The following is a 3,697-nucleotide window of genomic DNA, read 5'->3' as shown; positions in this document are numbered from 1 at the left end:
GGCGGGCGGGCAGAAGCCGTCCGTGACGGCATCCTGCCCGCTACACTCCCACCGCTCGACGTTTCCCCAGGTCAAGCCACGAAGTACTGCTGGAGCACTAACCCGTGGGGGGTTCTTCAGCGTGTCCGCAGCTCCGGCCGATCCGTCGGTCCCGTCCCCGAATGCGGTGCCCGTTGTCACGGGCGTGCGGCTGCGCTCGGCCGTGGGCTTGGCCATCGCACTGACCGTGTTGTGTGTGGTGTCCATCGGGTGCGGCGTGTACGCCGTGTACGCGGACTGGACCACATGGACGCTCATGGGCCGGCTTCTCTCGGACCCCGGTGCGGTCGGCGATACCGACCTGGGCCGCGGCGAGAGCCTGATTCTCCTGGCCGCCTCGGTCCAGTCCAAGGCCTTGATCGTCACGTGCGTCGTTTTCATCGTCTGGTTCCACCGGGTGCGCACGAACGCCGGCGTGTTCGCGCCGGGCTCGGACAAGCCCCCATCCGGCGTGGCGGTTGGGGCCCGGTTCGTGCCGCTGGCCAAATTCTGGCTGCCGTACCGGATCGCGGCGACCACCTGGGAGTCGAGCAGGCCCCTCAAGGCCGACGACGGCTACCGCAGCTTCCCGTCGACCCTGGTCAACTGCTGGTGGGGCGCCTTCTTGGCTGCCCGGGTCCTGGGATGGTGCGGGGGCCTCGCCTACCGCCTCGCCGAGAGCCCCGGCGCCGTTCGTTACACGGCCACCGCGATGCTGGTGGGGGACGTCCTGGATATCGTGGCCGCCGTCCTCGCGCCGCTCTTCGCCCTCAAGCCCGTGCGGATTTCGGCGCGGGACGGGTGAACAGGGTGCACTCCGCGCGCCGCAGGCCGTCGAGGATCTTGTCGCGCAGCAGGGCCCGTGCTGCGGTGTTGTCCTTGCTCATCCCCGAAGCTTCTAGGACCGCCCTTGTGGATAAGGGATGTGTCGCCGGGGCGGTACCTCAGGGGGAGGGTTCCCACGCCTCGGGGCCGGCACCTCTCCACTCCACGAAGTCGGTGTCGGTGAGGCACGTCCTCGGCATTCTCCCGCCCGGCTGCGGCGAGGACGACGCGGATGTCGGCCGGGCGGTGCGCGACCCGGATGGCGACGCCGACGTAGCGGACCCGCCGCCAGCCCTGTTCATCCGGCGGGTAGACGATCAGCTTGGCAGCCGTGCGCACAGCCTCCGCCCTGCCTGCTCCGGCAGCACCCAGCCGCATCTGAGCGGGTGACGACCAGGCCCCCGGTCAGCCGGCTTGCGGTCCGGGAGTGGCACGCGCGTGTTTCACACCGGCAGCGGCCAGGTGTGAGCTCCGCCTCACAGTCTCACACCCACACAGCCACCCCGTCTACCTGCGGGAAAGGGGTGTGAGGCTTACAACCCGCCAGTCCTCGGCCGGATCCAGCACCTCCTTCCCCGGATGGGGAACAGTGCCGCGAAGCGCCCCCGGCGCCGGGCTCTGCCGCTTGCGAATGGTGGAGGCTCGCCCGGTGCACCAGCGGGAGCAGTACATGCGGGGGCGGCGGGCGGAGTCAGGCAGCGGCTGGGCGCAGAACGAGCGGTACCGATCCTTCCACGCCGTGATCACCGGCTCCTTCAACACCCACTGCCCGTCCGGTAATTCACTTGGGTACGGCTTGCGTTCAGTCACCTCATCACACCAGCAGATCAGCGACCGGGAGCCGACAGATTCAGCCCGCACCCACACCATCAGGCGACACCAGAACCGCCCGAAGACTCACGACCGCCCGCTCAGTCCCGGGGCGAAGGCCCCTACTGCTCCGCGAGAAGTGGGTCGATCATCTCGTGCAGGGTGTCGTCCTTGATGGCTGCGAGGGTCCTGGCGGCGATCTTGCCGTCCTTGTCAAGGACGATCGTCGAAGGGATGGCCTGCGGGTTGAGGGTGCCCTTGGGAAAGCGCAGCATCAGTTTGCCGTCGGGGTCGTACAGGCTGGGGTAGGTGATCCCGTTAGTCTGCTCGAATGCGCTGGCGGCCTGCTTGGTGTTGTCGCGAGTATTGATGCCGACGAAAGCCACTGGCTGCCCAGATGCCTCCAGCTCCTTGGAGACCTTGGCAAAGTACGGTGCCTCCAGACGGCAGGGTCCACACCATGACCCCCAGATGTTGAGGACGACAACCTTGCCCTTGAGGGTGGAGATATCGAGGGCCTTGCCGTCGATCGTCTCGCCATCGAGTTTCGGGGCCACAACACGGTTGGCCTTGGCGACCGTGGTGACCCCCCTCGGTCCGGTGACGTAGCCACCACCGGACCCGGAGGCTTCGCTGGTGTCCGAGATGCTGCATCCCGAGGCAGTCAGGATACTTGCGACGGTCACGGCGGTAAGCAGGAAAGCGCGGCCGCTGTGTGGGCGGCGCCGTCCGGGGGTGCGGATCAGGCTCATGCGAACAGCTTCGCACGAGCGATCTGAGGGATGTCTCGCACCCCTGTGCGGTCAGCGTTGATCCTAATCAGGCGGCTATATGACCGCCCTTCAGCCAATGAGTGCTGGTTAGTACCACTTCTGATTGTTGCCGCCGTTGTTGCCCCACTGGCTGGCCACCGTACCGTTGCCGGTGCTGTTACCGCCAATCTCCAAGACGAGGCCGCTGTGCCGGTTCTTGAGGAACATCGCGTAGCCGCCGTCGGCGCTGGGAATCTCCCACCCCTGGTTGTTGCCGCCGGAGCAGTCCCACTGCCGGGCCTGAGCGCCCCAAGAGGTGCTCCAGTCGCCGATCTCCAGGCACTTGCCGCTGTGCTTGTTGACCCAGGACATCTTGGGGCCCCACGTCCACTGCTGGTTGGCGCCGCCGGTGCAGTCCCACTGCCGTACCACGGCTCCGTTGGCGGTGCTCCAGTCGGCGACTTCCAGACACTTGCCGCTGTGCTTGGCGCGCAGCGGCATGAAGGCGTCGGCCGATGCCGGGGACGTCGGAAGTACCGCGAGCCCGACGGCCACCATCAGAGTGCCGGCAGCGGCACCAAAACGCTTGACCATAGACATGTAAACCCACCCCTTATGTGCGCCCAAGCACACTTTGGCAAAACTTACGAAGATCATACCGATATCAAGATCGTCAATATCCTGCGACTCCGTCAACTACGTTTCCAGACATAGTGCTTCGCAACGCACTGGGTTTCAGCCATTGTCAACGATGGCAGCGGCGTCTTCGCCTGCCGCGCAGGCTGACTCGTGTGTTCAGCCAGGCTGGCACCAGCGAGCTGCGGCCGCAGGATATGGCTCTGGCCCCGAAGGATCCGGCGTGGACGGAGATGACAAGATGGACAACGATCCCCTGGCAGTCCTGCAGGGTGTTCTCGCATTCTGCGGCGACCGGTGAAGACACTGGCCGAAACCCTGACGGGAACCAGCTCGTCGTCTGCCTGCGTGGGGCGACTTGCCTGATCTAGACCGGCGGACGCTGGTCGATCTCTCGTGAGCAGGCAACCCGGGGCGGGTCGATATGCGCGCTGGACGGGGTGCCGCTGCCGAGAGCGTTCTGACCAACGGTGCCGAACGCGGCACTCTCGTCCGCGCAGACCTCGCTCACCTGGGCGTCCCTGCTTGGCCGCACGACTGAGTCGTGATGGCGCATCAGGTCTAGTACTCCAGCAGTACTTCGTGGCTTGACCTGGGGAAACGTCGAGCGGTGGGAGTGTAGCGGGCAGGATGCCGTCACGGACGGCTTCTGCCCG

General features: G+C 66.3%; 3 protein-coding genes. 1 reads left to right on the top strand and 2 read right to left on the bottom strand.

Translation table 11 applies throughout. From position 1 onward, the window contains the following. A partial coding sequence (locus ACFW2G_RS32955) for a DUF4328 domain-containing protein (RefSeq protein ID WP_384585600.1) occupies positions 1-823 on the top strand: 823 nt, incomplete at its 5' end. A gap of 952 nt (positions 824-1,775) precedes the next feature. Here the strand turns inward: ACFW2G_RS32955 and ACFW2G_RS32950 are convergent. Together ACFW2G_RS32950 and ACFW2G_RS32945 are read right to left on the bottom strand one after the other, a co-directional pair. Next, positions 1,776-2,405 (bottom strand): TlpA family protein disulfide reductase, encoded by a 630-nt coding sequence (locus ACFW2G_RS32950; RefSeq protein ID WP_384585603.1) that lies wholly within the window; start codon positions 2,403-2,405, stop codon positions 1,776-1,778. A gap of 108 nt (positions 2,406-2,513) precedes the next feature. Next, complete coding sequence (locus ACFW2G_RS32945; RefSeq protein WP_384585606.1) at positions 2,514-3,005, bottom strand: RICIN domain-containing protein; 492 nt, start codon at positions 3,003-3,005, stop codon at positions 2,514-2,516. Between the last annotated feature and the right edge of the window lie 692 nt (positions 3,006-3,697).

Origin of the sequence: Streptomyces sp. NPDC058880 (assembly GCF_042742535.1) — a bacterium.
Lineage (GTDB): Bacteria > Actinomycetota > Actinomycetes > Streptomycetales > Streptomycetaceae > Streptomyces.
The sequence above is the reverse complement of the archived record's forward strand: the minus strand, read 5'-3'. Positions and strand labels throughout refer to the sequence as shown.